At 71.0% G+C, this 25,432-nt stretch carries 25 protein-coding genes; 22 read left to right on the top strand and 3 right to left on the bottom strand.

Going from position 1 to position 25,432, the window contains the following annotated elements:
* The first annotated feature begins 57 nt into the window (after positions 1-57).
* From ACFYZA_RS33710 to ACFYZA_RS33645, 14 genes are all read left to right on the top strand, one after another.
* Positions 58-1,059: a substrate-binding domain-containing protein gene (locus ACFYZA_RS33710; protein ID WP_388494424.1), complete on the top strand. Its 1,002-nt coding sequence runs from the start codon at positions 58-60 to the stop codon at positions 1,057-1,059.
* A gap of 98 nt (positions 1,060-1,157) precedes the next feature.
* Complete coding sequence (locus tag ACFYZA_RS33705) at positions 1,158-2,171, top strand: sugar ABC transporter substrate-binding protein (RefSeq protein ID WP_382589953.1); 1,014 nt, start codon at positions 1,158-1,160, stop codon at positions 2,169-2,171.
* The gene (locus ACFYZA_RS33700) at positions 2,168-3,205 is read left to right on the top strand and encodes an ABC transporter permease (RefSeq protein WP_382589950.1); all 1,038 of its coding nucleotides are present in this window, start codon (positions 2,168-2,170) and stop codon (positions 3,203-3,205) included. The genes ACFYZA_RS33705 and ACFYZA_RS33700 overlap by 4 nt, the downstream gene beginning before the upstream one ends.
* Positions 3,202-4,107, top strand: coding sequence for an ATP-binding cassette domain-containing protein (locus ACFYZA_RS33695; protein WP_388494423.1), 906 nt, complete (start codon positions 3,202-3,204; stop codon positions 4,105-4,107). Before ACFYZA_RS33700 ends, ACFYZA_RS33695 begins: the two co-directional genes overlap by 4 nt.
* Before the next feature lie 75 nt (positions 4,108-4,182).
* Positions 4,183-5,352 carry an ROK family glucokinase gene (locus tag ACFYZA_RS33690; RefSeq protein ID WP_053725755.1) on the top strand — a complete coding sequence of 390 codons (1,170 nt, stop codon included), beginning with the start codon at positions 4,183-4,185 and terminating at the stop codon, positions 5,350-5,352.
* Positions 5,352-5,939 (top strand): hypothetical protein, encoded by a 588-nt coding sequence (locus ACFYZA_RS33685; protein WP_388494422.1) that lies wholly within the window; start codon positions 5,352-5,354, stop codon positions 5,937-5,939. Before ACFYZA_RS33690 ends, ACFYZA_RS33685 begins: the two co-directional genes overlap by 1 nt.
* A gap of 296 nt (positions 5,940-6,235) precedes the next feature.
* Entirely contained in the window at positions 6,236-7,615 is a 1,380-nt protein-coding gene (locus tag ACFYZA_RS33680; RefSeq protein WP_388494421.1) for an alpha/beta fold hydrolase, read from the top strand.
* Between the two features lie 44 nt (positions 7,616-7,659).
* Complete coding sequence (locus tag ACFYZA_RS33675) at positions 7,660-8,298, top strand: MBL fold metallo-hydrolase (RefSeq protein ID WP_388494420.1); 639 nt, start codon at positions 7,660-7,662, stop codon at positions 8,296-8,298.
* Positions 8,299-8,328: 30 nt separating this feature from the next.
* A complete protein-coding gene (locus ACFYZA_RS33670; protein ID WP_388494419.1) occupies positions 8,329-9,108 on the top strand; it encodes an exodeoxyribonuclease III in 780 nt (259 codons plus the stop codon).
* An 85-nt stretch (positions 9,109-9,193) separates the two neighbouring features.
* The gene (locus ACFYZA_RS33665) at positions 9,194-9,628 is read left to right on the top strand and encodes a DUF6278 family protein (protein WP_382589915.1); all 435 of its coding nucleotides are present in this window, start codon (positions 9,194-9,196) and stop codon (positions 9,626-9,628) included.
* A 270-nt stretch (positions 9,629-9,898) separates the two neighbouring features.
* Positions 9,899-10,642, top strand: a complete 744-nt coding sequence (locus ACFYZA_RS33660; RefSeq protein ID WP_382589912.1) for an amino acid ABC transporter ATP-binding protein — start codon at positions 9,899-9,901, stop codon at positions 10,640-10,642.
* 19 nt (positions 10,643-10,661) lie between these two features.
* Entirely contained in the window at positions 10,662-11,567 is a 906-nt protein-coding gene (locus tag ACFYZA_RS33655; RefSeq protein WP_388494418.1) for a glutamate ABC transporter substrate-binding protein, read from the top strand.
* Positions 11,568-11,574: 7 nt separating this feature from the next.
* A complete protein-coding gene (locus ACFYZA_RS33650) occupies positions 11,575-12,219 on the top strand; it encodes an amino acid ABC transporter permease (RefSeq protein ID WP_382589906.1) in 645 nt (214 codons plus the stop codon).
* Positions 12,216-13,100, top strand: coding sequence for an amino acid ABC transporter permease (locus tag ACFYZA_RS33645; protein WP_382589903.1), 885 nt, complete (start codon positions 12,216-12,218; stop codon positions 13,098-13,100). The genes ACFYZA_RS33650 and ACFYZA_RS33645 overlap by 4 nt, the downstream gene beginning before the upstream one ends.
* Before the next feature lie 55 nt (positions 13,101-13,155).
* Here the strand turns inward: ACFYZA_RS33645 and ACFYZA_RS33640 are convergent, their stop codons facing one another.
* Both ACFYZA_RS33640 and ACFYZA_RS33635 read right to left on the bottom strand, forming a co-directional pair.
* Positions 13,156-14,763, bottom strand: a complete 1,608-nt coding sequence (locus tag ACFYZA_RS33640; protein WP_388494417.1) for a CocE/NonD family hydrolase — start codon at positions 14,761-14,763, stop codon at positions 13,156-13,158.
* Between the two features lie 111 nt (positions 14,764-14,874).
* Positions 14,875-16,167, bottom strand: coding sequence for an Ig-like domain-containing protein (locus tag ACFYZA_RS33635; protein WP_382589897.1), 1,293 nt, complete (start codon positions 16,165-16,167; stop codon positions 14,875-14,877).
* 180 nt (positions 16,168-16,347) lie between these two features.
* Here ACFYZA_RS33635 and ACFYZA_RS33630 point away from each other — a divergent pair, with 180 nt between their 5' ends.
* The 8 genes from ACFYZA_RS33630 (at position 16,348) to ACFYZA_RS33595 (ending at position 24,660) form a co-directional block, all read left to right on the top strand.
* The gene (locus ACFYZA_RS33630; RefSeq protein ID WP_388494416.1) at positions 16,348-17,508 is read left to right on the top strand and encodes a lipid II:glycine glycyltransferase FemX; all 1,161 of its coding nucleotides are present in this window, start codon (positions 16,348-16,350) and stop codon (positions 17,506-17,508) included.
* On the top strand, positions 17,505-19,145 hold the full coding sequence (gene murJ, locus ACFYZA_RS33625; protein ID WP_388494415.1) for a murein biosynthesis integral membrane protein MurJ: 1,641 nt from the start codon (positions 17,505-17,507) through the stop codon (positions 19,143-19,145). Before ACFYZA_RS33630 ends, murJ begins: the two co-directional genes overlap by 4 nt.
* A gap of 34 nt (positions 19,146-19,179) precedes the next feature.
* Positions 19,180-19,869: a response regulator gene (locus tag ACFYZA_RS33620; protein ID WP_382589887.1), complete on the top strand. Its 690-nt coding sequence runs from the start codon at positions 19,180-19,182 to the stop codon at positions 19,867-19,869.
* A complete protein-coding gene (locus ACFYZA_RS33615) occupies positions 19,866-21,332 on the top strand; it encodes an ATP-binding protein (RefSeq protein ID WP_388494414.1) in 1,467 nt (488 codons plus the stop codon). The genes ACFYZA_RS33620 and ACFYZA_RS33615 overlap by 4 nt, the downstream gene beginning before the upstream one ends.
* Entirely contained in the window at positions 21,329-21,823 is a 495-nt protein-coding gene (locus ACFYZA_RS33610; protein WP_388494413.1) for a hypothetical protein, read from the top strand. The genes ACFYZA_RS33615 and ACFYZA_RS33610 overlap by 4 nt, the downstream gene beginning before the upstream one ends.
* A gap of 98 nt (positions 21,824-21,921) precedes the next feature.
* Positions 21,922-22,524 carry a hypothetical protein gene (locus ACFYZA_RS33605; protein ID WP_388494412.1) on the top strand — a complete coding sequence of 201 codons (603 nt, stop codon included), beginning with the start codon at positions 21,922-21,924 and terminating at the stop codon, positions 22,522-22,524.
* A gap of 118 nt (positions 22,525-22,642) precedes the next feature.
* Positions 22,643-23,416, top strand: coding sequence for an alpha/beta fold hydrolase (locus tag ACFYZA_RS33600; RefSeq protein WP_382589877.1), 774 nt, complete (start codon positions 22,643-22,645; stop codon positions 23,414-23,416).
* Positions 23,417-23,427: 11 nt separating this feature from the next.
* Positions 23,428-24,660: a cytochrome P450 gene (locus ACFYZA_RS33595; RefSeq protein ID WP_388494411.1), complete on the top strand. Its 1,233-nt coding sequence runs from the start codon at positions 23,428-23,430 to the stop codon at positions 24,658-24,660.
* Here ACFYZA_RS33595 and ACFYZA_RS33590 read toward each other — a convergent pair.
* A complete protein-coding gene (locus ACFYZA_RS33590) occupies positions 24,657-25,400 on the bottom strand; it encodes a hypothetical protein (RefSeq protein ID WP_388494410.1) in 744 nt (247 codons plus the stop codon). The two genes, ACFYZA_RS33595 and ACFYZA_RS33590, sit on opposite strands and share 4 nt — an antisense overlap.
* Positions 25,401-25,432: the final 32 nt, after the last annotated feature.

The following is a 25,432-nucleotide window of genomic DNA, read 5'->3' as shown; positions in this document are numbered from 1 at the left end:
GCCCGCCGCTAGAACTCACGTGCCGCAACCGGGCGGCCGGGACAGGAGGCGGAACCCATGCGCACACCCCGCACGGCAACCGCGGCGGCCGTGGCCGTCGCCGCACTGGCGCTCGCGGTCGGCGGCTGCAGCAGCTCGGGAGGCAAGAGCTCCGAGGACAAGGGCTCCGCGCCGGCGAGCGGCGGCAAGGCGGTGAGCACCCCCCGCCTCAAGATCGCGATGGTGACCCACTCCGGCGAGGGCGACACCTTCTGGGACATCGTGCAGAGCGGCGCGAAACAGGCCGCCGCCAAGGACAACGTCGACTTCCTCTACTCGTCCAACAAGGAGGGTCAGCAGCAGGCGCAGCTGGTGCAGGCGGCCATCGACCAGAAGGTCGACGGGATCGTCGTCACGCTCGCCAAGCCCGAAGCGGTCAAGGACGTCGTCAAGAAGGCCGTCGCCGCGGGGATACCCGTCGTCACCATCAACTCGGGCGCCGACTACTCCAAGGCCGTCGGCGCGCTCGGCCACATCGGCCAGGACGAGGAGGTGGCCGGTGAGGCGGTCGGCGACGAGCTCACTGGGGGGAAGAAGAAGGTCCTCTGCGTCCTCCACGAGCAGGGCAACGTCTCCCTGGAACAACGCTGTGCGGGAGTGAAGAAGACCTTCCGCGGCAGCGTCGAGAACCTGAACGTGGACGGCACCAACACGCCCGCGTCCACCTCCTCCATCGAGGCGAAGCTCCAGTCGGCCAAGGACATCGACGCGGTCGTCACGCTCGGCGCGCCGATGGCGGCGGCCGCCGTCCAGGCGAAGGGTGACGCCGACAGCTCCGCAGAGGTCGACACCTTCGATCTGAACGCGGCCGTGATCAAGCAGTTCAAGGCCGGGCAGATCGGCTTCGCCGTCGACCAGCAGCCCTACCTCCAGGGCTACCTGGCCGTCGACGAGTTGTGGCTGCACCAGACCAACGGGGACGTGATCGGCGGCGGCAGGCCGGTCCTCACCGGACCCGCCATCGTCACCGAGAAGGACGTGCCGACGCTGGAGAAGTACACCGCCCGCGGTACCCGATGATCGCCCGCCGACCCGGCGTGACCCATACTTGGGCGGCCGGGGCAGGCCTGAACCAGTCCCGGCGGCACCCGGTGGTACAGCAAGAAGGGCACGGCGTCGTGGCAAGGGTTCGGACAGGGGTACGCGTCATGGGCGCGGTGCTGGCAGCGGTGCTCGGAGCCTCCTTGGCGGGGTGCAGCAGCACCGGCGGCAAGCGCGCCGAGGACGCGCGCAAGTCCGCTCAGGCCCAGGGCAGGGCCGCGGTGAACACGCCCCGCTGGAAGTTCGCGATGGTCACCCACTCGGGCGACGGCGACACGTTCTGGGACATCGTCCAGAGCGGCGCCAAGCAGGCGGCCGTCAAGGACAACATCGACTTCCTCTACTCGCACAGCGACCAGGGCCAGCAGCAGGCCCAGTTCGTGCAGGCGGCCATCGACCAGAAGGTGGACGGCCTGATCGTCACGCTCGCAAAGCCGGACGCCCTCAAGGACGTCGTCGCCAAGGCGGAGAAGGCCGGCATCCCGGTCATCACGGTGAACTCGGGCTCGGAGAAGTCCAAGGAGTTCGGCGCGCTCACCCACATCGGCCAGGACGAGACCATCGCGGGCGAGGCCGTCGGCGAGGAGCTCACCAAGCGCGGCAAGAAGAAGGCCCTCTGCGTCCTGCACGAGCAGGGCAACGTCGGCCACGAGCAGCGCTGCGCCGGCACCAGGAACACGTTCAAGGGCGAGGTCCAGAACCTCTACGTCACCGGCACGAGCATGCCCGACGTGCAGTCCTCCATCGAGGCCAAGCTCCAGGCCGACCCGTCCATCGACGCCGTCGTCACCCTGGGCGCGCCCTTCGCGGACACCGCCGTCAAGGCCAAGCAGTCGGCCGGCAGCTCGGCCGAGGTCGACACCTTCGACCTCAACGCCAAGGTGGCGACCTCCCTGGAGGCCGGCACCCTCGGCTTCGCCGTCGACCAGCAGCCCTACCTCCAGGGGTACGAGGCCGTGGACCTGCTCTGGCTCTACAAGTACAACGCCGATGTGCTCGGCGGCGGACGCCCGGTGCTGACCGGACCCCAGATCATCACCAAGGACCAGGCCGCCCAGCTGGAGGCGTACACGAAGCGGGGGACACGATGACCGCGACCGACATCGCCGGGGACGAGCGCCTGCTGCGCCGCTCGGTCTGGCGCAAGATCCTCGGCCGGCCCGAACTCGGCTCGGTGGTCGGCGCGGGCGCCGTCTTCCTCTTCTTCTCGGTCGTCGCCGGAAGCTTCCTGCAGCCCTCCAGCCTCTCGACCGTCCTGTACGCGGCCTCGACGATCGGCATCATGGCGGTGCCGGTCGCGCTGCTCATGATCGGCGGCGAGTTCGACCTGTCGGCCGGTGTCCTCGTGACGACGTCGGCGCTCGTCTCCTCGATGTTCAGCTACCAGATGACGGCGAACGTGTGGGTGGGCGTGGCGGTCTCGCTCCTCGTCACCGTCGCCATCGGCGCGTTCAACGGCTTCATGCTGACCCGCACCAAGCTCCCCAGCTTCATCATCACGCTGGGCACCTTCCTGATGCTGACCGGCCTCAACCTCGGCTTCACCAAGCTGATCAGCGGCACGGTCTCGACGAAGTCGATCGCCGACATGGAGGGCTTCGAGTCGGCGAAGAAGCTCTTCGCCTCCCAGCTCACCATCGGCTCGGTCGACCTGAAGGTCACCATCCTGTGGTGGTTCGCCCTGGTGGCGGTCGCCACCTGGATCCTGCTGCGGACCCGCTTCGGCAACTGGATCTTCGCGGTGGGCGGCGAGGCGGACGCCGCGCGCGCGGTCGGCGTACCGGTCTTCAAGACGAAGATCGGCCTCTACATGGGCGTCGCCTTCGCCGCCTGGGTCTCCGGCCAGCACCTGCTGTTCTCGTTCGACGTGGTGCAGTCCGGCGAGGGCGTCGGCAACGAGCTGATCTACATCATCGCGGCCGTCATCGGCGGCTGTCTGATCACCGGCGGCTACGGCTCGGCGATCGGCTCCGCCGTCGGCGCGTTCATCTTCGGCATGACCAGCAAGGGAATCGTCTACGCGGAGTGGAACCCGGACTGGTTCAAGTTCTTCCTCGGAGCGATGCTCCTGCTCGCCACCCTGCTCAACGCGTGGGTGCGCAAGCGGGCGGAGGCGACAGCATGACGACGAACCCGGAAAACCCGGCGAACCCGGAAAACCCAGCGACCCCGGTGACTCCGGTGACCCCGGAAGGCCCGGAAGGCGCGGCTGAGCGGACGGCGCTCGTCGAGCTCGACGACGTCAGCAAGTACTACGGCAACATCCGCGCCCTCGAAGGGGTCTCCCTGGAGGTCCACGCGGGGGAGATCACCTGCGTACTGGGGGACAACGGCGCGGGCAAGTCCACCCTCATCAAGATCATCGCGGGGCTTCACCGGCACGACGCCGGGGCCTTCCGCATCGAGGGCGGGGACGTCTCCCTGAGCAACCCCCGTGAGGCCCTGGACCGCGGCATCGCCACCGTCTACCAGGACCTGGCCGTGGTGCCGCTGATGCCGGTCTGGCGCAACTTCTTCCTCGGCTCCGAGCCCACCCGGGGCAAGGGCCCCTTCCGGCGGCTCGACGTCGAGAAGATGCGCGCCACCACCCGCGCAGAGCTCCTGCGCATGGGCATCGACCTGCGGGACGTGGACCAGCCGATCGGCACCCTGTCCGGCGGCGAGCGCCAGTGCGTGGCGATCGCCCGCGCGGTCTACTTCGGCGCCAAGGTCCTCGTGCTCGACGAGCCCACGGCCGCCCTCGGCGTGAAGCAGTCCGGCGTCGTCCTGAAGTACGTGGCCGCCGCCCGGGACGCCGGGCTCGGCGTGGTTCTCATCACGCACAACCCGCACCACGCGTACCTCGTCGGGGACCGCTTCGTGCTCCTCAAGCGCGGCACGATGACCGGCAGCCACCTGCGCTCCGACATCACCCTGGACGAGCTCACCCGCCAGATGGCGGGCGGCAGCGAGCTCGAAGAGCTCAGCCACGAGCTCCAGCGCGCACCCGCCCCCGGCCACCTGGGCGGCCCGGCCGAGAAGGAGTGAGCCGGCCGCCCCGGGCCACCGGGGCGGCCCCTCGCGCAGGGTCCGGGTCCGGCAGGGGTGGCAGAATCGGCCCCGATGACCACGTACCGCGACTTCGCCCTAGCCCACCGGGGTTCCGCCCGGGCCACCGTGCTGCGCACCGTAGGCACCCGGGAACGCCGCTCGCACCTGACGGCCCCCCGGGTGCCCACCGTCGGCATCGACATCGGCGGTACGAAGGTGATGGCCGGGGTCGTGGACGCGGACGGGAACATCCTGGAGAAGCTCCGCACGGAGACGCCGGACAAGTCCAAGAGCCCCAAGGTCGTCGAGGACACCATCACCGAGCTCGTGCTCGACCTCTCCGACCGGCACGACGTGCACGCCGTCGGCATCGGCGCGGCCGGCTGGGTCGACGCGGACCGCTCCACCATCCTGTTCGCCCCGCACCTCGCCTGGCGCAACGAGCCGCTGCGCGACGCCCTCCAGGCCCGCCTCGCGGTCCCCGTCATGGTCGACAACGACGCCAACACGGCCGCTTGGGCCGAGTGGCGCTTCGGCGCCGGCCGCGGCGAGGACCACCTGGTCATGATCACGCTCGGCACCGGCATCGGCGGCGCGATCCTGGAGGACGGGCAGGTCAAGCGCGGCAAGTACGGGGTCGCCGGCGAGTTCGGCCACATGCAGGTCGTGCCCGGCGGACACCGCTGCGCCTGCGGCAACCGCGGCTGCTGGGAGCAGTACAGCTCCGGGAACGCCCTGGTGCGCGAGGCCCGCGAACTGGCGACCGCCGACTCCCCGGTGGCGTACAACATCATCGAGCGGGTCGGCGGCAACATCCCCGAGATCACCGGGCCGCTCATCACCGAGCTGGCCCGCGAGGGCGACGCCATGTGCGTCGAGCTGCTCCAGGACATCGGGCAGTGGCTCGGCGTCGGCATCGCCAACCTGGCGGCCGCCCTCGACCCCTCCTGCTTCGTCATCGGCGGGGGCGTCAGCGCCGCCGACGACCTGTTGATCGGGCCCGCGAGGGACGCCTTCCGGCGTCACCTCACCGGCCGCGGCTACCGGCCCGAGGCGAGGATCGCCAAGGCCCAGCTCGGCCCCGAGGCGGGTATGGTCGGCGCCGCCGACCTCGCCCGCCTGGTGGCCCGCCGCTTCCGCCGCGCCAACCGCCGCCGGGTCGAGCGCTACGAGCGCTACGCCAAGGCGGCAGAAGCCGTCCGCAGGACGGGCACCACCCGCACCACCCAGGGATCCGACTGATGACACCGTCCGACCGCCCCGCGGTGCCGCGCCAGTCCCCGCCGCCGGACGAGCGGCCCCCCGAGACCCACCAGCACATGGTCCGGCGTCGCTGGATCACCGCGGTCATCATCGTGCTGCTCATCGGGGTGCCCGCCGGCTATCTGGCGATCTCCGCCGAGCAGAGCCGCACCAGCGGCCGCGACAAGGAGACCACGGCCGCGCCGCACGGCCTCCAGCACAACTGGCCCTCCAAGACCCAGCGGCGCATCTACAACGTGCCGATCCCGGCGGACGCCGTCGGCGTCGACTACTACGAGTCGAACACCTGGAAGGTCAGCAAGCTCTACGTCAACTTCACGACGAGCGCGGCGGGCCTGGCCGAGTTCATGAAAGAGAGCGGCACCAGCACCGCCGCGCTCAAGCCCGGCGACGTGACGGTCTCCCCCGAGGACGCCAAGCGGGTCGGCTGGCCCTTCGCCCCCGGCCACGAGTGGGCGGGCACCACCCACCCCCAGAAGGACCCGCTGCCGACCCGGAACATCACGGTCGACGAGACCGACCCGGACCGGCCGGTCGTCTACGTGGTGTCCACGGCGACTCCCTGAGGGCGGGGCGGGGCTGCGGCGTCCTTCCCGTACGAAGACACACGGCGCATCCGTGCGGGGCGGGCGCGACGACCGCCCAGAATCAGAAGCTCCCGCTTTCGCCTCGCACGGGCGATGCCGCAACTCGCCTTCTGGTAGAGGAAACTGACACGCTGTCACTTGTCCTGCCCTTTCCGCCCGGCGTCGAGGGTCACTCGGGCGCGAGGTAGGGACATAGGGGGTATGTCGCGAAACCGGGGCCCCGAGGTCCACCCCCGGCCATGTGAGATCCGGCGACGGATGAGAGGGTCGGACGAGTGAGCGAGATACCACCGGACACCCTGCAATACCGCTGTGACGGGCCAGAAGACGCCCCGGTCCTGGTCGTGGGCCCCTCCCTGGGGACGACCTGGCACATGTGGGACCGCCAGATACCCGAGCTGGCCGGCGCCTGGCGGGTGGTTCGGTTCGATCTGCCGGGGCACGGCGGCGCGCCCGCGCAGCCCGCCCACTCCGTCGCCGAGCTGGGTGACCGGCTGATCGCCACCCTGGACGGGCTCGGCGTGCAGCGCTTCGGTTACGCGGGCTGTTCCATCGGCGGCGCGATCGGCGCCGACCTGGCCCTGAGATACCCGCACCGCCTGGCCTCGCTGGCCCTGGTCGCCGCCGCGCCCCGGTTCGGCACCGCCGACGAGTACCGCCAGCGCGGCGTGATCGTCCGTACCAACGGCATGGACCCGATGGCGCGCTCCGCGCCCGAGCGCTGGTTCACCCCCGCCTACGCCGCGGCCCAGCCCGCCATCGTGGAGTGGGCCGTGCAGATGGTCCGCACCACCGACCCCGCCTGCTACATCGCGGCCTGCGAGGCGCTCGCCGCCTTCGACATCCGGGCCGACCTCGGCCGCATCGCCGTGCCCACGCTCGCCCTCGTCGGTGCCGAGGACCGGGTGACCGGGCCCGGCGACGCGCGCACGCTGGTCGCGGGCATCCCGGGCGCCGGCCTCGCCGTGGTGCCGGGCGCCGCCCATCTCGCCCCGGTCGAGCAGCCGGCCGCGGTCACCGATCTCCTCGTACGCCACTTCTCCACGGCCTGGCAGGCCGCGCCCGAGTCGACGACCGGGCTCACCGCGATGCCGGCGCCGCCCGCCGCCACACCGATGGCGCCGCCCGCTCCCGTCGCCCCCTTCGCGCCCCCGGCTCCCGGTGCTCCCTTCGCGCCCGAGGCCCCGGCCGATGCGGCGGCTCCCGCGCCCGACCAGGCCGCCCCTGACCAGCCCGCCGCCGTCGAACCCGTCGCCGTCGAGCCCCCGGCGCGGCCGGACGCGTACGACCTCGGCATGAGGATCCGGCGCGAGGTGCTCGGCGACGCCCATGTGGACGCCGAGACCGTCGGCGCCGATGCCTTCGGCGCCGACTTCGACGCGCTCACCACCCGCCACGCCTGGGGCGAGGTGTGGGCGAGGGAAGGACTCGACCGGCGGACCCGGGCCGCCGTGGCCCTGGCCGCGCTCTCCTCGGGCGGTCACCTGGACGACCTCGCGGCCCACACCCGCGCCGCGCTGCGCGCCGGGCTGACCCCCGACGAGATCAAGGAAGTGCTGCTCCAGACCGGCGTGTACTGCGGTGTTCCCGCCGCGAGCGCCGCGTTCCGGGTCGCGGGCGCGGTCATCCGGGAGGAGACGACTCCCCGCGGATGACCTGATTCCGTGCCGCATCGCGGCCCCGGGAGCAGGATGGGGGCATGAGCCTGAAACTGACGAAGAAGACCCATGCCTGCGTCCAGCTGGAGAAGGACGGCCGCACGCTCGTCATCGACCCGGGAGCGTTCAGCGAGAGCGACGCGGCGCTCGGCGCCGACGCCGTCCTGGTCACCCACGAGCACCTCGACCACTTCAACGAGGAGCGTCTGCGCGCCGGCCTCGAAGCCAACCCCGCCGCCGAGATCTGGACCCTGCGCAGCGTCGCGGAGAAGATCTCGGCGGCCTTCCCCGGGCGCGTCCACACGGTCGGTCACGGGGACACCTTCAGCGCGGCCGGCTTCGACGTCCAGGTGCACGGCGAGCTGCACGCCGTGATCCACCCCGACATCCCGCGCATCACCAACATCGGCTTCCTGGTGGACGGTTCGGTCTTCCACCCCGGCGACGCGCTCACCGTCCCCGGCCACGCCGTGGACACCCTGATGCTTCCGGTGATGGCCCCCTGGAACAAGATCTCCGAGGTCATCGACTACGTACGCGAGGTCAAGCCGCGCCGGGCCATCGACATCCACGACGCCCTGCTCACCGACCTCGCCCGGCCCATCTACGACTCGCAGATCGGCGGCCTCGGCGGCGCCGAGCACCAGCGTCTGACGCCGGGGGACTCGACGGACCTGTGAGTGTCACAGCCGGGCGGTAGGTTGGGATCCATGCGCATCGCCACCTGGAACGTCAACTCGATCACCGCCCGGCTGCCCCGCCTGCTGGCCTGGCTGGAGAGCACCGGCACGGACGTGCTGTGCATCCAGGAGACCAAGACCACGGCCGAGGGCTTCCCCGCCGCCGAGCTGCGCGAGCTCGGCTACGAGTCCGCCGTCAACGCCACCGGCCGGTGGAACGGGGTGGCCCTGGTCTCCCGGGTCGGCCTCGACGACGTCGTGCTCGGACTGCCCGGCGGCCCCGACTACGAGGGCGTCGAGGAGCCCCGCGCGATCTCGGCGACCTGCGGCGGGGTCCGCCTCTGGTCGGTCTACGTGCCCAACGGCCGCGAGGTCGAGCACGACCACTACGCCTACAAGCTGACCTGGTTCGAGGCCCTGAAGGCGGCCGTCGCCGAGGACGCCGCGGGGCAGCGCCCCTTCGCGGTGCTCGGCGACTTCAACGTGGCCCCCACCGACGAGGACGTCTACGACCCCACCGTCTTCGAGGGCCTCACCCACGTCACCCCCGCCGAGCGGGCGGCGCTCGCCGCCCTGCGCGAGGCGGGCCTGTCCGACGTGGTGCCCCGCCCGCTGAAGTACGACCGTCCGTACACCTACTGGGACTACCGCCAGCTGGCCTTCCCCAAGAACCGGGGCATGCGCATCGACCTGGTCTACGGCAACGAGCCGTTCGCCAAGGCGGTCAAGGACAGCTATGTCGACCGCGAGGAGCGCAAGGGCAAGGGTGCCTCCGACCACGCGCCGGTCGTGGTGGACCTGGAGGTGTGAGGGCCGCGCGCCGCCGCCTCCGGATTGACATGGCCCGCGCGTGCCCTGTAGTGCGATGACGCCACCGAATGGGAGTCTGGATCGTATGAACTTCCTCCAGAACTGGCGCAAGCGGCACTCGGCGGCAAGCGGGGTGGCGGTCCCGGAGGCCGTCAGGGAAGACCCGGAGGGCGTCGCGGAACTGCTCTCCGAATGCGAGCTGCTGCGGACCCGGGCCTGGCAGAGCAAGCTCGAACTCGACGACTCCCCGGCCTCGTTGCAGGCCCTCGACCAGCTGCCGCCGCGCTGGCGCGACGACCCGGAGGAGCTGCCCTGGCTGGGCAATGACGCCGGTCTGTATCTGGGCACCGTCATCGTGCGTACCGTGCCCGGCGCGCTCTGGGACGTGTGGCCCAGCGGCCGGCCCGTGGTGCGGCTGGCCTCCGGCCGCGAGATCGACGTGGTGGACGCGGGCCTGACCTGGGCCGCCACCGGCGCCCCCGAGCTGTTCCAGGTGTACGCCGAGGCCTCGGAGGCCTGACCGGCGACCGCGGCCCCGGAGACCGGCGACCGCGCCCCCGGAGACCGCGCCGACCGGAGACCGGAGACCGCGGCCCGGCGCCCGGCGGCCCGACGCGGGACCGGCGTAAAGCCGATGCGAGACCCACGCGGGACCGGTGCGCGACCCTGCGAGACCCCATGCGGTCAAAATACGGTTTATGCCCTATTCGTGCGTGTCGAGGTGAAGTCCCTTACCGGGCTGGATAGTTTGCGCTGACCTCGACACAGCGATGAGTGGGCAGGACAGCGTATGGCCGTCGATCCGTTGATCGAGCTGCGGGACGTCAACAAGCACTACGGGAAGTTGCACGTCCTCCAGGGCATCAACCTCACCGTCGGCCGGGGGGAGGTGGTGGTGGTCATCGGCCCGTCCGGCTCGGGCAAGTCAACGCTCTGCCGGACGATGAACCGGCTCGAGACGATCGAGTCCGGGTCGATCGCCATCGACGGCAGACCCCTTCCGGAAGAGGGCAAGGGCCTCGCCCAGCTCCGGGCCGAAGTGGGCATGGTCTTCCAGTCGTTCAACCTCTTCGCGCACAAGTCCGTCCTCGCCAATGTCTCGCTGGCCCAGATCAAGGTCCGGGGCCGCAAGAAGGAGGAGGCCGACAAGCGCTCGCACGAGCTCCTGGACCGGGTCGGTCTCGCCTCCCAGGCGGACAAGCTCCCCGCCCAGCTCTCCGGCGGCCAGCAGCAGCGCGTGGCCATCGCCCGCGCCCTGGCCATGGACCCCAAGGTCATGCTCTTCGACGAGCCCACCTCGGCGCTCGACCCGGAGATGATCAACGAGGTGCTCGAAGTCATGCAGCAGCTCGCCCGCGACGGCATGACCATGGTCGTCGTCACCCACGAGATGGGCTTCGCCCGCTCCGCCGCCAACCGCGTGGTGTTCATGGCGGACGGCCGCATCATCGAGGACCGCACCCCCGACGACTTCTTCACCAACCCGCAGAGCGACCGGGCCAAGGACTTCCTCTCCAAGATCCTCAAGCACTGAACGGGGGGTGTACGCAACGATGATGGCCAAACGACGCGCGCTCGCCGCCCTGTTGCTCGCACTGGCCGTGGCCGGCTGCGGCAAGTCGGGCAGCCCGCCGGTGAAGGGCCCGAAGGCCGAACTGCTGCCGCACTACACGGTCGCCAAGGACTTCAGCCTCCCGGACTCCTCGGTGTGGCGACGGGCCAAGAACCGCGGCCACCTGGTCGTCGGCGCCAAGGAGGACCAGCCCTACCTCGGCGAGAAGGACCCGGCCACCGGCGTCTACACCGGCTTCGACATCGAGATCGCCAAGATGATGTCGGCCTCGCTCGGGTTCGATCCGGCGGGCATCCAGTTCAAGACGATCGCCTCGGCGAACCGCGAAACCGCCCTGCAGAACGGTCAGATCGACTACTACGTCGGCACCTACACCATCAACGACAACCGCAAGAAGCTGGTCGGCTTCGCGGGCCCGTACTACATGGCGGGCCAGGGACTCCTGGTGCGCACCGACGAGAACGGGCTCACCGCGCCGCAGGACTTCGACGGCAAGCGGGTCTGCTCGGCGGCCGGTTCGACGCCGTTCCAGCGGATGGAGAAGGACTACCCGAAGGTCGACATGGTCGCCTACGACACCTACTCGGTGTGCGTGGACAACCTGCTCACCTTCCAGGTCGACGCCGTCACCACCGACGACACCATCCTCAGCGGCTACGCGGCCAAGGTGCCCGACGAACTCAAGGTCGTCGGCAAGCCGTTCTCCAAGGAGCCCTACGGCATCGGCGTGCCCAAGAGCGACAACGCGCTGCGGTTCGCGCTCGACGACGCCATCGAGGCCCACGAGAAGAACGGCGACTGGAAGAAGGCGTACGCCGCCACGCTCGGCCTGTCGGGCCGCCCGGCCGCCCCCGCCCCGCCCATCGACCGCTACCCGGCGAGCTGAGGCCGCAATGGACGTACTCACCAAGAACTTCTCGCTGTACGGCAAGGGCTTCCTCGGCACCGTCGAACTGACCCTCTACGCCTCGGTCCTCGCCCTGGTGCTCGGTTTCGTCATGGCGTCCTGCCGGGTCTCGCCGGTCGGCTCGTTCCGGGTGCTCGGCACGGTGTGGGTGACCGTGCTGCGCAACACCCCGCTGACCCTGCTGTTCTTCGCCGTGCTGCTCGGGCTGCCGCGCTTCGGTCTGGTGCTGCCCTTCCAGCTCTTCGCGGTGATCGCGCTCGGCTGCTACACCTCGTCGTTCATCTGCGAGGCGCTGCGCTCCGGCATCAACACCGTGCCCAAGGGCCAGGGCGAGGCCGCCAGAAGCCTCGGGATGACGTTCGGACAGACCCTGTCGACGGTGGTGCTTCCGCAGGCCTTCCGGTCCGTGATCCCGCCGGTCGGCTCCACCTTGATCGCACTCGCGAAGAACTCCGCGATCGCCGGGGCGTTCAGCGTCACCGAACTCCTCGGCACGTACAAGACGTTGAGCGAGCTCGGCTACAACATCATCTGGACCTTCGTCTGGATCGCGATCGGCTACCTGATCATCACCCTCTTCATCAGCGCCGTCTTCAACATCCTCGAAAAGCGCTGGGGAGTCGCCCGATGACCGCGCCACTGGCCACGGATTCCACCGCCCTCTACGACATCCCCGGGCCCAGGACCCAGCAGCGGCACCTGGTGTACGGGGTCATCTCGACGATCCTGATCCTCGCCCTGTTCGGCTGGATCGTCTATCTCCTCTTCGACACCGACCAGTTCACCGCCGCGAAGTGGCGCCCCTTCGAGTACAAGGGCATCCAGGAGCTGCTCCTTCGCGGGCTCGGCAACACGCTGCGCGCCTTCGCGTTCGCCTCGGTGCTCTCGGTCGCGCTCGGCGCGGTGCTCGCGGTCGGCAGGCTCTCCGACCACCGCCCGTTGCGCTGGATCGCCACCGTGCTCGTGGAGTTCTTCCGCGCGATGCCCGTCCTGGTGATGATCTTCTTCATCTTCGTGGCACTGAAGGTGCAGCCGCTGCCCGCCCTGGTGGCCGGGCTCACGCTCTACAACGGGTCGGTGCTTGCCGAGGTCTTCAGGACCGGTGTCAACTCCGTGGAACGCGGCCAGAAGGAGGCGGCATTCTCGCTCGGCATGCGCAAGACGCAGGTCATGACGTACGTGCTGGTCCCGCAGGGAATCCGGGCCATGCTGCCGACCATCATCAGCCAGTTGGTGGTCGCCCTGAAGGACACCTCGCTCGGCTACCTGATCACCTATGAGGAGTTTCTGCACGCGGGAAAGCTCATCGCGTCGAATCTTGACTACGATTTGCCGTTCATCCCCGTGGTGATGGTGATCTCGCCGATCTACATCGGGATGTGCATGCTGCTCTCCTGGTTCGCCACCTGGGTGGCCAGGAGACAGAAGCGCAATCCCAAGACGGAGGCCGTGGACGTCGCACCGGCCGAACCAGGGACCCTGCTGCCGAGGGGGGTCCCCCCTGGACCTTGAGTCCTTGGGGGAGCAGTAGCTGAGGGGCAAGAACCCACCCGGCAGCAGCCGGTGATCACTTCTCGCGGAGCGGGACCGTCAGATACGACGGGTCCGACGCGGGCGAGGAGAAGGTCAGCTGCGCGCCGAGCGGGTTGTGCTCGATGTAGAGCGGGTCGACGGTGTCCACCACCAGTGCCAGATGATGGCCGGCCGGAACGTCGTACGACGTGGAGAAGAGCTCCAGGTCGACGGGGAACGGCCGGCCGGGCGTCTGGCCGTGGAAGGTGTAGGGGGCGTTGCTGACCAGCTTGCCGAGGCCGAGCGGGCCCACGTCGTAGAGGTATGCGACGAGGGTGCCGCTCTCCTTGGTGGAGGTGAGCGTCGTGTGCAGCTTCGCGGTCCCGCGGATCCTGCGGTCCTCGCCGTACGCCCCCGACTGCCATACCGCCGCGAACGACCGCGGCAGCAGCGGGACGGACGCCATCGGCGGCAGCTTCACGAACTGGTCCAGGAGGCTGGACAGGAAGATGAGCCCGCCGTCGGCGCCCGAGTCGACGTTCGCCGTGATCTTCTTCGTGCCGGAGAGCGCCAGTTCCTCCTTGGCCGGGCCCACCGCCTGCCAGCTGGGGTAGCCCTCGTAGGAGCCGTCGGTACGGGACTTGAGCTGGACCGGCTGCTCCTTGTCGATGCCGTTGTCGGCGCCCTTGAGGTAGTGGTCGAACCAGCGGTGGGCGTCCGTCCACACGTCGTTGGGGAGCCCGAGCAGACCGGTCGCCTCGGCGGTGGCGTGGTCGCCGGGGCGGAACTCCAGGCGCTTGGGGCCGGTCAGCCTGCCGAAGAAGTCGGCGTACTGGTTGGGCGGGAAGAGGCTGTCGCCCCAGGCGTTGCCCAGCATGAGGGCGGCGCCGTTCTGATTGATCTGATCGACGTAGGCGGCGGGCGAGCGCTTCCGGCCCCAGTCGATCATGTCCTGTTCCCTGGCCAGGTCGGAGCCGAGGAACTCCTCGAGGATCTGGTCGAGTTCGGCGCTCGGACGCCCGGTGATCTGCCCGGCGGCGCCCAGCAGGGCCGCGGCCTGGAGGTGCTGGGTGCGGCCGCTGTAGATGGACTGGATGAGGTCGGCCCAGCCGCTCATCGCCACGACTGCCTTGATCCGCTTGTCGTGTCCGGCCGCGAGCAGGCTGATGCCCGCGCCGTAGGAGACGCCGCCCATGCCGACCCGCGCCGGGTCGGAGGGGGTGTTGGCGAGCGCCCAGTCGATGACCGAGGACACGTCGGCGATGTCCGGCGGGCCCGCGACCTCGATGTCGCCGCCCGAGAGCCAGAAGCCGCGCGAGGTGTAACTGACCACCGTGTAGCCCGCGTCGGCGAGCTGCTGTGCCTGGGCGAGGTACTCGATCTGCGGCACGCCCCAGCTGGTCGGGAAGACGATCAGGGGGTACCGGTCGCCGGCCTTCGCCCCGGCGGGCGTGAACACGTTGCCCTTGAGCGTGATCCCGCCGGAGCCGGGGATGTCGTGGAAGCTGACACCGCTGCTCGCCGAAGCGGCTGCGGTCGCTCGCGCCGGGGCCGCGGCGGCCACCGGGGCGAGGCCGAAGGCGGCGCCCGCGAACAGGGCCGCGACGGCGACCGCCGCGGCCGTGGTCCTGGACGGCCGGGCGGACAGGTGGTGGGGGGCCATGAATCGCTCCTCGCTCGCGCCGGTGCAAAGTGACCCGACGGTAACCGCGAAGACTTACCTGGGGTAACCGGTCGGTAAGTTACGCGAGGGTAACGATTATTGGACGCGGTGTCAGTTGCCGTTGGTGCCGGTGCTCCCCGTGGTGCCGGTGTTCCCCGTGCCCGCGAGCGCGCTCTTCGCCTTCCAGGCGTCGTACGTCAGATTCCACTCGCCGTAGCCGTTGTTGAGGGCCTGGGTCCCCTTGGCGTCGTCGCCGGTGATCTCGAACGGATCGCCCACCTGCACCGAGTCGTATACGAACTTGGCGTTGGCGTCGCTCATGCCGATGCAGCCGGAGCTCTTGTTGGCGGAGCCGAAGTACGAGGCGTTCCACGGCGCCGCGTGGGCGTACATCCCCGACCAGGTGAGCCGCATCGAGTAGTCGACCATCTTGTTGTACGAGCTGCCGAGGCCGACCGTCTCCGAGTTCATGTTGATCGTCCCCTCCTTCGCCATCAGGACGGTCTTGCCGCGCCAGGACGCCTTGTCGCCGCCGGGGGTGCCCGCCGACATCGGTATGTCCTTGACCAGCTCGCCGTCGCGGAACAGCTTCAGGTGGTGGCTGTCGAGGTCGACCTTGACGAGCTGGTTCTTGCCGACGGTGAAGCCGGTCTTGTAGTCCTTGGTGAACCAGCCGCCCGAGGGGCCGGAGTCGACGCCGTTGAGGTCGGCCTCAAGGGTCACCTTGGTGCCGGACTTCCAGTACTCCTTGGGCCGCCAGTCCACGCGGGACTTGCCCGAGTAGTCCTCCATCCAGCCCCAGGAACCCTCGGTGTTGTCCGACGTCGTCACCTTCAGGTGCTTCTCCACGTCGGCCTTGTTCTTCACCGGGTGGTCGAACACGATCGAGAGCGGCTGGCCGACGCCGACGGTGGAGTCCTTCCCGGGTGCCAGCGTCAGCTTGTTGACCTTGTCGGGGGCCGCCGTCGCGAACTCGGCCTTCGCGCTGCCGCCCTGGTCGTCCTTGGCGTCCACGGTGTACGCGGTGCCGGGCGCGGCGCCGCGCGCCGAGGTCCAGGACTTGCCGTCGGCGGCCAGCTTGCCGTCGAGCCTGCCGCCCTTGGCGTCGGTGACCGTCACCGTCTGGAGCCTGCCGTCGGCCAGCGTCACCTTCACCGGCTCGCCGGCCTTCGCCTGCTTGCCGCTCAGATTCACCGAAATCTCGGTCTTCTTCTGCGCCTTGAGATCGGACTTCGCGTCCCCGGACGAGGAGTCGCCGCCCCCGCAGGCGGTCAAGGCCGCGGCGAGGACCGCCGTTCCGGCGAGGGCGGCGATACGGACCGGACGGCGCGGCAGGGTGTGGCGGCGTATGCGGCTCAACTGGAAAACCTCCGTTGCAAATGCTTTTCCGTAGGTGAGAGTCATCGGTGGGACTTTAGGTTGCGGGGCCCGCCGGGAAACTCGTAATTCCCTGTGTGACAAGGACCGCAGAGAAACGGTCATGGTCCCGTCACATACGTCGCGCAGACTCGTCACGGACCGCTGTGAGCATCCTGTGAACCCCCCGGAGGTCCGACGACGGGGCGCACTTGGGAGGCCACGGACGTGTCCGCACTGCTGGTGACCGATGACCGGGACCAGGACGCCGGGGTTCGCGGCCTCGGTATCGCCGAGTACCGCTCCTTTCTCGCGAGCCGCGCCGACGTCAGTTTTCTGCAATGCCCGTCGTGGGCCGACGTGAAGGACCAATGGGTCGCCGAAAGGGTCGGATGGTCCCTTGACAACGGCGAATTGGCCGGCGCCGCCCAGGTCCTCTACCGGCAATTCCCCGGCACCCGCAAATACTTCGCCTATCTTCCGGAGGGCCCGGTCGCCGACTGGGCCGCCCCCGAAATCGACCGCTGGCTCCAGCCGTTGCTGCGCCATCTGCGCAAGGCCGGCGCCTTCGCGGTACGGATCGGACCCACGCCCGCCTACCGGCGCTGGGACGCCTCCCGCCTCAAGGCCGCCACCGGGGCCGGCCGCAGGATCGGCGACATCCTGGCCACCGAGGTGGACCCGCTCGGCTCCGCCGTCGCCGAGCGGCTGCGCACCCGTGGCTGGAGACGCTGCGGCGGGGACGACGACGGCGACGCCGACGCACAGCCCCGCCATGTCTTCCGGCTCCCGCTGGCCGGACGCGGCACTGAACAGCTGTGGGCCGGGCTCAACCAGGAGTGGCGGCGCAATGTGCGCACCGCCCACAAGGCCGGGGTGCGGACCGTGACCGGCACCGCCGCCGACCTCCCCGAGTTCTACCGGCTCCTGCGGATCACCGAGGAGCGCGACGGCTTCCGGCTCGGCCGCTCCCTCGCGTACTACCAGCGCCAGTACGAGGCCCTCAACGCCGAACACCCCGGCCGGATGCGGCTGTACCTGGCCGTCCACCAGGGCGAGGTGCTCGCCGCGCACACCATGATCACGGTCGGCCGGCGGGTCTGGTACCAGACCGGCGCCTCCGCCGACCACCGCCGCGAGGTACGCCCCAGCAACGCGCTCCAGTGGCGGATGATCCAGGACGCCCACGCGCTCGGCGCCGAGGTGTACGACATGCGCGGGGTACCCTCCACTCTCGATCCGCAGGACCGGCCCTTCGGCCTCCTGCGCTGGAAACTCGGCACCGGCGGACAGGTCGTCGAGACGCTGGGCGAGTGGGAGAGATCCATGGGCGGGGCCGCCAACAACGCGCTGTACCGCGCCTTTCAGGCGTACCTGGCGCGCCGGTGACCGCGACCGCCACGGCCACCGTCACCAAGGGGTCCGCGCTGCTGCGCAGCAGCGCGCTGATGGCGGCGGGCTCCGTCGTCTCGCGCGCGACCGGCTTCGTGCGCTCCGCGGTCGTCGCGGCCGCGCTCGGCGTCGGGCTGCTCGGCGACGGATACGCGGTCGCCAACAACGTCCCCAACATCCTGTACATGCTCCTCATCGGCGGCACCCTCAACGCGGTCTTCGTGCCCGAGCTGGTGCGCGCCGCCAAGGAGCACGCCGACGGCGGCGCGGCCTACACCGACCGACTCATGACGGCCTGCGCCACCGCGCTGGTCGCCGTCACCGCGCTCGCGGTGTTCGCCGCGCCCTGGATCGTCGGCGCGTACACCGACTACAGCGGCGGCCAGGCCGACCTCACGGTCGCGCTCGCCCGCTACTGCCTGCCGCAGATCCTCTTCTACGGGCTGTTCACCCTGTTCGGCCAGGTCCTCAACGCGCGCGGGCGGTTCGGCGCCATGATGTGGACCCCCGTGCTCAACAACCTTGTCGTCATCGGGGTGTTCGGGCTCTACCTCGCGCTGGCCGCGGGCAGCGGCGGGACGCTGAGCGCGGGTGATGCCCGGCTGCTCGGCTGGGGCACCACCGCGGGCATCGCCGTGCAGGCCCTCGCGCTCGTCCCCTCGCTGCGCTCGGCCGGCTTCCGCTGGCGCCCCCGCTTCGACTGGCGCGGCAGCGGACTCGGGCGGCCGCTGCGCTCGGCGGGCTGGGCGGTGCTGCTGGTCGTCTCCAACCAGCTCGCGTACTGGGTGGTGACCCGGCTCGCCACCACGGCCGGGGCCCGGGCGGAGGCGGCGGGCATCGCCGGGGGAGCGGGCTACACCGCGTACACCAACGCCTATGTGCTGTGGATGGTGCCGCACGGCATCGTCACCGTCTCCCTGGTCACCGCGCTCATGCCGCGCATGAGCCGGGCATCGGCGGACGGTGACCTCGCGGGGGTGCGGGCGGACGTCTCGTACGGCCTGCGGACCTGTGGCGCGATGATCGTCCCCGCCGCGTGCGCCCTGTTCGCGCTCGCGCCCTGGATCCTCGGCTCGGTCTTCGAGTACGGCAGGACCGGCGCCGCCGACATCACGGTGATGGCGGGCATGCTCATGGCGTTCGCCCCCGGTCTGATCGCGCTCTCGGGGCAGTACGTCCTGTCCCGGGGCTTCTACGCGCTCGGCGACACCCGTACCCCGTTCCTGCTCAACCTGGTCATCGCCGGGGTCAACGCGGCCCTCACCGTCGTCGCCCACCTGGCGCTGCCCCCGCGCTGGGCCGTCACCGGCATGGCCGGGGCCTACACGGCGGCGCTCTTCGCGGGGCTCGCGGCCACCGCGTACACCCTGAACCGCAGGCTCGGCGGGGGCCCGCTGCCGCGCTCCCCGGCGCTGCTCGCACATCTGCGGCTGCTCCTCGCCTGTGTGCCCTCGGCGGCGCTGGGATACGCGGCGGCCCGCTCGGCCGAGGCGCTCGGCAGCATCGCCGCGGCCGGCGCCGGAACCGTGACGCTCGTCCTCGCCCTCGCGCTGCTCGCCCGGCCGCTGGGGCTCACCGACATCAACGCCGTGCTCGACAAGGTGCGCGGCGGCGGCAGACACCGAGCCCGGTGACGGGACAATTGAGACGGTTGGGATACTGACGCCTATGCCACGCGTGCTCCTCATAGAAGACGACCCCTCCGTTCGCGAAGGGGTCGAGCTCGGGCTGCGCAGGCGCGGCCACGAGGTGCTGGCCGCCGGGACCGGCGAGGCGGGACTCGCCTCGCTCAAGTCCTTCCACCCCGATCTGGTGCTGCTCGACCTGATGCTGCCCGGCATGAACGGCGTCCAGGTCTGCCGCAGGATACGCGAGACCAGCCAGCTGCCGATCATCATGCTCACCGCGCGCGGCGACGACTTCGACGTGGTGATCGGCCTGGAGGCGGGCGCCGACGACTACATCGTCAAGCCCGCCCGCACCGAGGTCATCGAGGCCCGCATCCGGGCCGTGCTGCGGCGCCTCGCCGACCCCGTCACCCGCTCGGGGCCCGAGATCCACGGCGAACTCGCCCTGGACCGGGCGGGCCTGACCGCCGCTCGCAACGGCGAGCGCCTCGCGCTCGCGCCCTCCGAACTGAAGCTCCTGCTGCACCTGGCCGCCTCGCCCGAGCAGGTCTTCAGCCGGCAGCAACTCCTCGAATCGGTATGGGAGCACAGCTACCACGGAGACGCCCGCCTGGTCGACGCCTGTGTGCGGCGGCTGCGCCAGAAGCTCGGCGACACGGCGGGACCCGACGGCGCTCCCCGCTACATCCAGACCGTGCGCGGCTTCGGCTACCGCTTCGGGCCGCTGTGAGGTTCCCCCTCCGTCACCGCGCCCTGCGCCCCGGCCTGCGCACCCGCCTGATCGCGGCCTTCCTCCTGGTCGCCGCGATCAGCGCGCTCACCACCGCGGCCCTCACCTACCAGTCGGCCCGCTCGGCCATCCTCAAGCAGGCCCAGGACCAGGCCGTCGAGCAGTTCCGCGAGCAGATAGCCAACGAGTACTTCTCGCTGCCCACCTCCACGGCCGCGCTGCAGAACGCCTGCCGCACCCTGGCCCGGGCCGGCAAGCCGCACCCCTGGTACGTGTTCGCCGAGTACGGCACCCTGCGCGCCTCCTCCACCAACCGGCCCACCTCCACCGTGATCACCGACGAGCTGCGCCGCAAGACCCACGCCAACGCGCACGCCTCGTTCCAGCGGGTGATCCAGGACGGCACCCCGTACCTGACCATCGGCATGCCGGTGATGTTCGACAGCTTCGACGAGCAGCGCAGCGGGGTCTATCTGTACGCCGTGATGGACCTCAAGACGGAGGGCGTCACCATCCAGGCCATGGTCACGGCGGCGAAGAACGGGGCGCTGCCCGCCCTCGCCATCGCCGTGGTGCCGGCCCTGCTCGCCGCGCGCAGCGTGCTGCGCCCGGTACGCGATCTGCGGCGGGCCGCGAGCAGCATGGGCAAGGGCAGGCTCGACACCCGTATCGAGGTCAAGGGATCGGACGAACTCGCCGACCTGGCCTGGACGTTCAACGAGTCGGCCGAGGAACTGGAGCGCTCCGTCGAGGAGTTGCAGAAGGCGGAGGCCCGGGCCCGGCGCTTCGCCTCCGACGTCTCGCACGAACTGCGCACCCCGCTGGCCGGCATGCTCGCGGTCACCGAGGTCCTGGACGAGGACGCCGACGGGCTCGACCCCGACACGGCCCGCGCGGTACGCCTCATCTCGGCCGAGACCGGCAAGCTCGCCACCCTCGTCGAGGACCTGATGGAGATCTCCCGCTTCGACGCCAAGGCCGCCGAGCTCAACCCCGACGAGGTCGACGTCGCCGAGACCATCCGCAAGACCCTGCAACGACGGCACTGGCAGGACCGCGTCGTGACCCAACTCCCGGACGGCGTACGGGCGATGATCGACCCGAGGCGCTTCGACATCGTGATCGCCAACCTCGTCGGCAACGCCCTGCGGCACGGCTCGGAGCCGGTGACCGTGCGGCTGCGACCGGGCTCCGGCGACGGCCCCCTGGTGGTGGAGGTCGCCGACCGGGGGCCCGGCATCGACGCGGCCGTCCTGCCGCACATCTTCGACCGCTTCTTCAAGGCGGACGCGGCCCGCACCCGCTCGGCGGGCAGCGGCCTCGGGCTCGCGATCACGCTGGAGAACGTGCGGCTGCACGGCGGCACCGTCCGCGCGGCGAACGGGCCGGAGGGCGGTGCGCTCTTCACGGTCGAGCTGCCCACCGGCGTGCTCGGGGGCGCCCCCGTGGAGGCGGCGCGATGAGGCCCAGGCTCACCGGTCTCCGGGCGCTGGCCGCCCTCGCCCTGCTCCCCGCCGGGCTGCTCGCGGCGGGCTGCGGCATCCAGTCCACCGACGTCGTCGCCGTGGGCGACCCCGCGTCCGCGCAGGCGATGCCGCCCCCCGAGGGTGCCACCGTGCTGTACTTCGTGGGCGCCGACGGATTGCTGCCCGTGGTGCGCTCGGGCGCCTCCCGGCCGCTCCTGCCCCTGCTCTTCGCAGGCCCCGACGAGGACGAGCGGGCCGCCGGCCTCCGCAGCGAACTGCCGCCGCTGCGCGGTGCGTTGAGGATGGAGGTCCAGGAGGGCGGGGTGACGGTGGTGCTCGGGCAGGACGTCTCGGGCCTCTCCCGTCTCGCCCAGCGGCAGATCGCCTGCACCGCCCTCCAGGCGGCGGCGCGCGGCCCGCGCCTCAAGGCGACGATCCTCGGCAACGGCGCCCCGAGCTCGCTCAGCCCGCTCGCCTGCGAGCCCTGAGGCAGCCGTCAGGACGGACGCGAGGCTGTTGACTTCAATTCAGTAAACCCATGGGTAACACTCTGGCGCCCGGGCCGCCGACGCACCAAGCTCAGCGTGTGGAGAATTCAGCCAACGCTACGCGGCCCACCGCCGCCCGGATCGTCCTGCGGCTGAGGCGCGCCCTGACCTGGGTCCCGCTCGCCGCGATCGCGGTCGCCGTGGTCTGGTGCCTCGCGGCCGCCGCCATGTTCGACGGCCCCAACGGCAATGTCGCGGGGCCGGTGATGGCCGTCTCGGGCCTGGTCGTGCTCGCCGCCGCGGCCACCTTCGCGGGCTATCTGCTGCGCCCGCTGCGGATCGACGTGGACGTCGACGCGCTCACCGTGCGGCTGCCGACCTGGCTCGCGGGCCGCCTCGACTGGGACGAGGTGAGCGCCGTGACCGCGGTCGCCGTCCGCAGCGGCCGCAAGGTGCGCCGCTTCCTCGTCGTCGACCTGCGCTCGCCCGCCCTGCCCTACATCAGCCGGCCGCGCTCCATGTACCGGCGCCTGGCTCCCGTGCTCGGCCGGGAGCCGGGGGCGCACGGGCTCTGCTTCGAGGAGCAGCTCTTCGACTTCGACGCGGCCGGAGCCCAGGACGTGGTGCGCCGCCTCGCGCCCGCCGAGGTCGCCGTGGCGGACCGCACGGCGGAACCGGCCGACAGTCCCTGGGAGTTCTGACCGGCTTCTTGCCTCGTGGCAGGGCGACCGCCACCGTGTACGCGTACGTCTTCGCGCGCCGACAGCGCCACCTCGCGAGCACGTACGCCGACGACCGCTGCCCGGAATCGGAGTGCCCATGGCCGGATTCACGCTGCCCCACACCCTCCACGGCGACGGCCCGCACCGGGTCGTCGCCGTGCACGGCTGGCTCGCCGACCGAGGTGACTACGCCGCCGTACTGCCCGACCTCGACGCCGCCGTGTTCACCTACGCGTTCGTCGACCTGCGCGGCTACGGGGAGGCCAGGAACGCCTCGGGCGCGTTCACCACGAGCGAGGGCGCCCAGGACGTCCTGGGTCTCGCCGACCGGCTCGGCTGGCACCGCTTCTCGCTGATCGGACACTCGATGGGCGGCGCCGTCGTCCAGCGCGTCCTCGCCGCCGCCCCCGACCGGGTGCGCCGCATGGTCGGGATATCGCCGGTCCCGGCCAGCGGCATGCCGATGGACGAGGCGACCCGCGCCCTGTTCACCGGGGCCGCCGAGCACCCGGCCAAGCGCCGGGCCATCATCGACCTCACCACCGGCGGCGACCGCCCCGACGCCTGGCTCGACCGGATGACCCGGCGCTCGATGGAACGCAGCGACCCGAAGGCGTTCCGCGCCTGGCTCGACTCCTGGTCGGGCGAGGACTTCCACGAGGAGACCGAGGGCTCCCCGGTGCCCGCCCTCGCCGTGACCGGAGCTCTCGACCCGGCCATCAACGCCGAGTTCCTGCGCGGCACTTGGCTGCGCTGGTACCCGGCGGGACAGCTCGTCGAGCTGCCCCTCGCCGGGCACCACGCCATGGACGAGGCGCCGCTGGACCTGATCCGTACCGTCGAGGACTTCCTGCGGGCCGACCATGTCTGACCCGGGCCACCATGGCTGACGCCATCGACGTCTTCGACCCCCGCGCCTACGCGGCAGGCCCGCCGCACGCCGCCTACCGCGAGCTGCGCGACCGCCACCCGGTCGCGTGGCAGGCCGAGCCCGAGGTGCTCGGCTGGCCGGCCGGGCCCGGCTTCTGGGCGGTCACCCGGCACACGGACGTCGTACGGGTCCTGAAGGACGCGGGCACCTTCTCCTCGACGCTCGGCGCCACCCAGATCCGCGACCCCGACCCGGCGGACCTGCCGTTCATCCGGCGCATGATGCTCAACCAGGACCCGCCCGGACACCACGCCCTGCGCCGCCTGGTGAGCCGCGCCTTCACCCCGGGCCGCATCGAGCGCTTCGAGGCGCTCGCGCGCGAGCGGGCGCGCGCCCTGCTCACCGGGGCCCGCGACGGCGCCGAGGACGGCGTGTTCGACCTGGTGGCCGACGTCACCGACGACTACGCGCTGCTCAACCTCACCGACCTGCTCGGGGTGCCGCCCGGCGACCGGGGGCTGCTCCTGGAGTGGACCGAGCGCGTCATCGCCTACCAGGACCCGGACGAGCCCCCGGTGCGCGGCCCCGACGGGCGGCCGGTCAACCCGCGCTCGCCCGCGATGCTGGCGGAGATGTTCGCGTACGCCCAGGAGCTGGCCGCGTACAAGCGCGAGCGTCCGGCCGACGACATCATGACCTCGCTCGCGCACTCCCGGCTCGCCGGCGCCGAGCTGGAGATGTTCTTCTTCCTGCTGACCGTGGCGGGCAACGACACCGTACGGGCCGCGGCCCCGGGAGGCTTCCTCGCGCTGGCCCAAGACCCGGACGAGCAGCAGCGTCTGACGGATCGTCAAGTACCGGTGGACACGGCCGTCGAGGAGCTCCTGCGGTGGCATCCGCCGGTGCTGAGCTTCCGGCGCACCGCCGCCCGCGACACCGTCCTGGCCGGGCAGGCCGTCGCGGCCGGCGACAAGGTCGTCGTCTTCCACGCCTCCGCCAACCACGACGAGCGCGTCTTCGCCGACCCGCACCGCCTGGACCTGGCCCGCAGCCCCAACCCGCACGTCTCGTTCGGCGACGGCCCCCACGTGTGCCTCGGCGCCCACTTCGCGCGGCTGCAGCTGAGGGTGCTGCACGAGGAGGCGCTGCGCGTCCTGCCCCGCATCCAGCTCGCGGCCCCGCCGCGCCGTCTCGTCTCCAACTTCATCAACGGCGTCAAGTCCCTCACGCTGGACGTGGGTTAGCCACTCGCGCGATGCGAGGTGCGGACCGCGGGGGCGGGCTCCTGGGCGGCCCGGGTCACATCGGCGACGAGCTCCACCACATCGGGGCCGTACGCCTGCGAGTTGACGACCTTGAGGAGCAGGCAGAACGAGCCGTTGCCGTGCTTGCGGGCGAGCTTCTCGGCGTTGCGGGCCAGATAGCGGGTGGCGGCCTGGTTGGTGATCGCGGACTGGCCGCAGAAGAGGAACACCGGACGGGAGTCCTGCCCCGGCGTGACGCGGGCCAGGATCACGTACTCGGCGACCCCGTTCTCCAACCGGTAGCGCTCGGAGCCGATCTGGAAGGCGCCCCGGTCGGGGGTCGGTTCGGGGTCCACGTTCATCGTCACCCCGGGCAGCAGCGACGCGAGGTGCGCGGCCATCCGGCGGTTCGAGTACGGCCCGCCCAGGCAGAACTCGGTGCGTTCGCCGAAGCCCTGCTGCGCGAGGTCGTGCTGGATGATCCGCGCGTGCGCGCCGCAGTCCTTGATGAGCGAGGCGAGTTCGAGGAGCGCGAACACGTCGAAGCGGTGCACCGAGCCCTCGTGGGTCGCGGCTCGGTTGACGACCAGCAGGCACTCGGAGTGCCGGGGCAGCCCGAAGAACGCCTGCTTGCGGTGGAGTTTCCGCTTCCAGAGATAGGTGCGGGTGAGCCACCCGAAGGCGGCGCTTATGCCCGCGGCCACCACACCGAGCACGATGTTGCGTACGTCATCGTTCATGGGCGCGCATGCTAGCGGGACTTCGTTCCTCT

Origin of the sequence: Streptomyces sp. NPDC001828, assembly GCF_042892175.1 — a bacterium.
Taxonomy (GTDB): Bacteria; Actinomycetota; Actinomycetes; order Streptomycetales; family Streptomycetaceae; genus Streptomyces.
The sequence above is the reverse complement of the archived record's forward strand: the minus strand, read 5'-3'. Positions and strand labels throughout refer to the sequence as shown.